At 62.8% G+C, this 7,089-nt stretch carries 4 protein-coding genes; 2 read left to right on the top strand and 2 right to left on the bottom strand.

What is annotated here, in order from left to right; genetic code table 11:
* Positions 1-960: efflux transporter outer membrane subunit (locus U4Y88_RS31730; protein ID WP_321788734.1), on the bottom strand; the 960-nt coding region annotated here is incomplete at its 3' end.
* Between the two features lie 86 nt (positions 961-1,046).
* Positions 1,047-1,565 carry a MarR family winged helix-turn-helix transcriptional regulator gene (locus U4Y88_RS31725; protein ID WP_205996306.1) on the bottom strand — a complete coding sequence of 173 codons (519 nt, stop codon included), beginning with the start codon at positions 1,563-1,565 and terminating at the stop codon, positions 1,047-1,049.
* Between the two features lie 448 nt (positions 1,566-2,013).
* Here U4Y88_RS31725 and typA point away from each other — a divergent pair, with 448 nt between their 5' ends.
* Both typA and U4Y88_RS31715 read left to right on the top strand, forming a co-directional pair.
* Positions 2,014-3,834 carry a translational GTPase TypA gene (typA, locus tag U4Y88_RS31720; RefSeq protein ID WP_224006796.1) on the top strand — a complete coding sequence of 607 codons (1,821 nt, stop codon included), beginning with the start codon at positions 2,014-2,016 and terminating at the stop codon, positions 3,832-3,834.
* A gap of 350 nt (positions 3,835-4,184) precedes the next feature.
* A complete protein-coding gene (locus U4Y88_RS31715) occupies positions 4,185-7,049 on the top strand; it encodes a 2-oxoglutarate dehydrogenase E1 component (RefSeq protein ID WP_321788732.1) in 2,865 nt (954 codons plus the stop codon).
* Positions 7,050-7,089 lie beyond the last annotated feature (40 nt).

Genomic DNA, 7,089 nt, shown 5'->3' with positions numbered 1-7,089 from the left:
TTTCGCTTCCTTGACGTCGTGCATCGCGCCTTCGACCTGCCAGCGCGCGGCGACGATATCCGGGCGGCGCGCGATGAGATCGGCGGGCAGGTTGTCGGGCAGCGCGACGTTCGCGACCGGATTGAGCACCGGATTCGCGATCTGCAGACCACGGTCCGGGCCTTTGCCGAGCAGCGCGCCCAGTTGGTAGCGCACGGTCTCGATCTGGCCGTCGATCTGCGAAAGATTGGCCTGGCTCGTTGCGATATTGCCGTTGGCGGTCTGACGCTCGACGTTGGTATCGAGGCCCGCGACCACGCGGCCGTTCGTGATCGTGCCGATGGTCTTGCGGTTGTCGATTTCGTGCGCGGCGATGTCGCGCAGCGCGTAGAGCTGGGCGAGCTGGTTATACGTACGCGCGACCGACGCGGCGAGCGTGATGCGCGCCTGCTGCATCTCGGCTTCGGCGGCGCGCTGCGAGGACACGGCCTGCGCGAGACGCTGACGGTTTTTACCCCAGAGGTCCAGATCCCACGACGCGCTCGCGAGCACGTTGTTTTCGCTGTACCAGCTGCCGCCGTAGGGCGGCGGGAACAGCGCGTTTTCGGAATACAGCTCGCGGGTCCACGAGTAGCTCGCGTTGGCCTTCGGATAGAGCGCCGACTTCGACGTCTCAATATAGGACGACGCTTTCGCGAGTCGCGCCTGCGCCTGCGCGATGGTCGGATTGCCCTCGAGCGCTTCGTCGATCAGCTTCTGCAACTGCGGATCGCCGAACTGGCTCGCCCAGTCGAGCGCGGGCCACTGGCCACCCTGCGCCGGAATGCTCTGCGACGACTCGAACTGTTGCGGCTGGTCCAGCGTCTTGTCGCTCTTGATGCCGATGTAGTTCGCGCAGCCCGAGAGCGCGATCGCGGCGATCGCGGCCGTCACCGCGGCCCGGCAAGACAGCGCTGGCGCAAACTGGGTTTGGGATTTCATTGCTCGTCTCGTTGCGTGAGAAGGTGAGGTGATACTGGACGATGCAGCTATTTTCTTGTTTTCCGGTTTCAAATTTGCTTGCCCTGTCATGAATTAGCCGGCGGATTCTGGCCGGCTGCCGGGTTCGCGTTCTGGCTAGCATCGCAGCTATTGGCCAGAACCCGGCGCAACATGTTCTTCAGAAAGCCCACTTCTTCCGGTGTGAAACCCGCGGCGAGTGTCTCCGTCACGCTCGTGAAAATGGCCGGCATGCGGCGTGCGATCGCTTCGCCTTCGGGCGTGAGCGCGAGGCGCACGGCGCGGCGGTCTTCCGAGCTGCGCACGCGCTTGAGCAGGCCGCGCTTCTCCAGCCGGTCGACGAGACGCGTGACCGCGCTGGCGTCGATGCCGTATTCGCGCGCCAGTTCGGCCGCGAGCAGGCATTTGCCGCTCGCCACCATGAACAGCACGCTGGCCTGCTGGCTGGTGATGCCGAGCTCGGCGAGCGTGCGCTGCGTGACCATGTTCGACATGCTCGTCTTGGCACGCGCGAGCAGGTAGCCGACGCTCTCGCCGAGATCGTAATCGCGGATTTCGGGCGGCGGTACAGGGATCGGATCCGTCATGTTTCTGCTGCGACTGCAATGATTGACCAGGCAGGGATTATAGGAAACGTTAGTTGACGCGACAAGGGTTTTATTCTGCCGAGGCTGAATAACCTTTGCCGGATGGGGTCTTAATCTTGCGCGGTGGGCATGAGAAAATTGAGATCCTGCGCAGCGCCGCTGCGGAACCCGTGAGCGTCCGACCCCGTGCCTGTTTGCACGGGTTCCGGCAGGCCACGGCGGCCCATGATGGAAAGATCGGATATGCGCCTGATCAATTCATCTGCGCGTGCTATAATTTCAGGTTCCCAAAAGTGCGCCATTGCAGCGCTGCCGAATCGAGCCTCCGGATGCGTCCGGAAGGGGCGGGCGGTGGTCGCGATGCCTCAGTTCTGGCTATGTAGCCGGCTGTGTAGCGCTCGCCCGCCCGGGCGCGCTGCCGCGCACTCTTAACTGTACCCAGGTTCCTATGTCCCGCGCCCTTCGCAACATTGCCATCATTGCCCACGTCGACCACGGCAAGACCACGCTCGTCGACCAGCTCCTCCGTCAGACCGCCACGTTCCGTGACAACCAGCAGGTCGCTGAGCGCGTGATGGACTCGAACGACATCGAAAAGGAACGTGGCATCACGATTCTTTCGAAGAACTGCGCGGTCGAGTACGAAGGCACCCACATCAACATCGTCGACACGCCGGGCCACGCCGACTTCGGCGGCGAAGTGGAACGCGTTCTGTCGATGGTCGACTCGGTGCTGCTGCTCGTCGACGCCGTCGAAGGCCCGATGCCGCAAACGCGCTTCGTGACCAAGAAGGCGCTGGCGCTCGGCCTCAAGCCGATCGTCGTCGTCAACAAGATCGACCGTCCGGGCGCGCGTATCGACTGGGTCATCAACCAGACGTTCGACCTGTTCGACAAGCTCGGCGCGACCGAAGAGCAGCTGGACTTCCCGGTCGTGTACGCATCGGGCCTGAACGGCTACGCTTCGATGTCGCCGGATGCGCGCGAAGGCGACATGCGTCCCCTGTTCGACGCCGTGCTCAAGTACGTGCCGATTCGCGACGCCGACCCGGAAGGCGGCCTGCAGCTCCAGATCACCTCGCTCGACTACTCGGCTTACGTTGGCCGTATCGGCGTGGGCCGTATCAAGCGCGGCCGTATCAAGCCGGGCCAGCAGGTTGCCCTGCGCTTCGGCCCGGAAGGCGATGTGATGAACCGCAAGATCAACCAGGTGCTGTCGTTCAGCGGCCTGGAGCGCGTGCAGGTGGAGTCGGCTGAAGCCGGCGACATCGTGCTGATCAACGGTATCGAAGACATCGGTATCGGCGCGACGATCTGCGCGGTGGACAACCCCGAAGCGCTGCCGATGATCACGGTGGACGAGCCGACGCTCACGATGAACTTCCTCGTGAACTCGTCGCCGCTCGCCGGCAAGGAAGGCAAGTTCGTGACGAGCCGCCAGATCCGCGACCGTCTGACGAAGGAACTGAACCACAACGTCGCGCTGCGCGTGAAGGACACCGGTGACGAAACCACGTTCGAAGTCTCGGGCCGTGGCGAACTGCACCTGACGATCCTGATCGAAAACATGCGCCGTGAAGGCTACGAGCTGGCCGTGTCGCGTCCGCGCGTGGTGCTGCACGAGGTCGACGGCGTGAAGCAGGAGCCGTACGAAATGCTGACCGTGGACGTCGAAGACGCCAACCAGGGCGGCGTGATGGAAGAACTGGGCCGCCGCAAGGGCGAAATGCTCGACATGGCGTCGGACGGCCAGGGCCGCACGCGTCTCGAGTACCGCATTCCGGCGCGTGGCCTGATCGGCTTCCAGGGCGAATTCATGACGCTCACGCGCGGCACGGGCCTGATGAGCCACGTGTTCGACGCTTACGGTCCGGTCAAGGAAGGTACGCTCGGCGAGCGCCGCAACGGCGTGCTGATCTCGCAGGACGACGGCGCCGCTGTCGCCTACGCACTGTGGAAGCTGCAGGACCGCGGCCGCATGTTCGTGAAGCCGGGCGACGCGCTGTACGAAGGCATGATCATCGGTATCCATAGCCGCGACAACGACCTCGTCGTGAACCCGATCAAGGGCAAGCAGCTGACCAACGTGCGCGCCTCGGGCACCGACGAAGCCGTGCGCCTCGTTCCGCCGATCCAGATGTCGCTCGAGTACGCAGTCGAATTCATCGACGACGACGAACTCGTGGAAGTGACGCCGCAGTCGATCCGCCTGCGCAAGCGTCACCTGAAAGAGCACGAGCGTCGCCGCGCAAGCCGCGAAGCCGAGTAAAGTTTTGCTGTCGAAACTTTTTCGCGCACTGCAATGCATGTAAGAAAACAAGAAAGCCGCCGCTGTCTGGGCGGCTTTTTTGCGTCCGGCGGGGATTGCCTCGCAGTGCAGGAAGAGTCTGTTGTAAAAGTTGCAAAGTGCCGCTCAGGCCCGTGGAGCAAGGGTTTGCGTGCGGTGCTGTGTCGCATTGCATCTTATGGGGAGTATCACTTATGTGCTATCCTCCGCGGATGCATGATTTAGGTCCTTCCAAGCAGACTTGATTCGCAATCCGCTAAACGGTCAGGCCGTGGCGCGGAAGGTTGAGTAACCCGCTATTTCTCGAGAAACTCGAAGAAAGGTGAGCGTAAATGTCGGAAACGATGAAGCAATTCCAGCTGAACTCCTATCTGTTCGGCGGCAATGCTCCGTATGTCGAAGAGCTATACGAAGCATATCTTGACAACCCTGCGTCCGTTCCGGACCAATGGCGCGAATACTTCGACGCACTGCAAAACGTGCCGTCGTCGAGTGGTTCGGCCGACAGCGATGTCGCACACGGCCCGATCGTCGAGTCGTTTGCACAGCGCGCGAAAGCCAATGCATTCGTCGCCAGGGGCGGCGGCGAAGATCTCGCAACGGCACGCAAGCAGGTCTACGTTCAGTCCCTTATCGGCGCATATCGCTTCCTGGGCTCGCAATGGGCGAACCTGGATCCGCTGAAGCGTCGCGAGCGTCCGCCTATCCCCGAACTCGAACCTGCGTTCTACGACTTCACTGAAGCCGATATGGACCAGACGTTCAGCGCCACGAACCTGTATTTCGGTTTCGAGCGCGCGACGCTGCGCGAGATCGTCAAGGCGCTGCGCGACACGTACTGCGGCACGATCGGCGCCGAGTACATGTACATCAGCGACCCGGAACAGAAGCGCTGGTGGAAGGAACGCCTCGAGTCGATCCGCTCGACGCCGAACTTCACGAACGACAAGAAGAAGCACATCCTCCAGCGCCTCACGGCTGCTGAAGGTCTTGAGCGCTTCCTGCACACCAAGTACGTCGGCCAGAAGCGCTTCTCGCTCGAAGGCGGCGAATCCTTCATCGCCGCGATGGACGAAGTCGTCCGTCACGCAGGCGCGAAGGGCGTGCAGGAAATCGTCATCGGCATGGCCCACCGCGGCCGTCTGAACGTGCTGGTCAATACGCTGGGCAAGATGCCGGCGGACCTGTTTGCCGAATTCGAAGGCAAGCACGTCGACGACCTGCCGGCAGGCGACGTGAAGTACCACAAGGGCTTCTCGTCGGACGTCGCAACCGAAGGCGGCCCGGTCCACCTGTCGCTCGCGTTCAACCCGTCGCACCTCGAAATCGTCAACCCGGTGGTCGAAGGCTCGGCCAAGGCCCGTATGGAGCGCCGCGGCGACGACAACGGCCTGCAGGTGCTGCCGGTGCAGATCCACGGCGACGCGGCCTTCGCAGGCCAGGGCGTCGTGATGGAAACGCTGAACCTCGCGCAAACGCGTGGTTACGGCACGCACGGCACGCTGCACATCGTCATCAACAACCAGATCGGCTTCACGACGTCGGACCCGCGCGATGCGCGCTCGACGCTGTACTGTACCGACGTGGTCAAGATGATCGAAGCGCCGGTGCTGCACGTGAACGGCGACGATCCGGAAGCGGTCGTGCTGGCGATCCAGCTCGCGGTCGAATTCCGCATGCAGTACCACAAGGATGTTGTCGTCGACATCATCTGTTTCCGCAAGCTCGGCCACAACGAGCAGGACACCCCGGCGGTCACGCAGCCGCTGATGTACAAGACGATCGCGAAGCACCCGGGCACCCGTGCGCTTTACGCTGAGAAGCTCGTGCAGCAGGGCGTCATCACGGCGGAAGACGGCGACAACTACGTCAAGGCGTACCGCGCCGCGATGGACGAAGGCCACCACACGGTCGACCCGGTGCTCTCGAACTACAAGAGCAAGTACGCGGTGGACTGGGTGCCGTTCCTGAACCGCAAGTGGACCGACGCAGCCGATACGGCCGTGCCGCTCGCGGAACTCAAGCGCCTCGCCGAACGCATCACCACGATCCCCGAGAACTTCAAGGTTCACCCGCTGGTCGAGCGCGTCATCAACGACCGCCGCGCGATGGGCAAGGGCGAAGCGAAGCTCGACTGGGGCATGGGCGAACACCTCGCCTACGCGTCGCTGGTCGCATCGGGCTACGCTGTGCGCCTGACGGGTCAGGACTCGGGCCGCGGCACGTTCACGCACCGTCACGCCGTTCTGCACGACCAGAACCGCGAACGCTGGAACGACGGCACGTACATCCCGCTGCAGAACATCGCTGACAACCAGGCGAAGTTCAACGTGATCGACTCGGTGCTGTCGGAAGAAGCGGTGCTGGGCTTCGAATACGGCTACTCGACGGCTGAACCGAACACGCTCGTCGCGTGGGAAGGCCAGTTCGGCGACTTCGTCAACGGTGCGCAGGTCGTGATCGACCAGTTCATCTCGTCGGGCGAAGTGAAGTGGGGCCGCGTCTCGGGTCTCACGATGCTGCTGCCGCACGGCTACGAAGGCCAGGGTCCGGAGCACTCGTCGGCGCGTATCGAACGTTTCCTGCAACTGTGCGCCGAGCACAACATGCAGGTCGTTCAGCCGACCACGCCGGCTCAGATCTTCCACGTGCTGCGCCGCCAGATGATCCGTCTGTTCCGCAAGCCGCTGATCATCTTCACGCCGAAGTCGCTGCTGCGTCACAAGGAAGCCGTGTCGGACCTGTCCGAACTCGCGAAGGGCACGTTCCAGCCGGTCATCGGCGAAGTGGACGAGTCGATCGACGCGAAGAAGGTCAAGCGCGTGGTGGCCTGCTCGGGCCGCGTGTACTTCGACCTCGTCGCGCATCGCCGCGAAGCGAAGGCAAACGACGTCGCGATCATCCGTATCGAACAGCTCTATCCGTTCGCGCACAAGCAGTTCGAAGCGGAGCTGAAGAAGTACGACAACGCGACCGAAGTGGTGTGGGTGCAGGACGAGCCGCAGAATCAGGGCCCGTGGTTCTACATCGAGCACCACCTGAAGGAAGGCATGAAGGAAGGCATGAAGCTCGCATACAGCGGCCGTCCTGCTTCGGCCTCGCCGGCTGTCGGCTACTACGCGAAGCATTACGAACAGCAGAAGACGCTGATCGAAGGTGCGTTCGGCCGCCTGAAGGGCGCGCAGGTCGCGAAATAAGCATATGAGCTAACGAACCGGGAAGGCGTGCGAACACAGC

It is taken from the genome of Paraburkholderia sp. J94, assembly GCF_905220285.1.
GTDB lineage: Bacteria > Pseudomonadota > Gammaproteobacteria > Burkholderiales > Burkholderiaceae > Paraburkholderia > Paraburkholderia tropica_A.
Note: the sequence above shows the minus strand (reverse complement) of the source record. Positions and strands in the feature narration are given on the sequence as shown.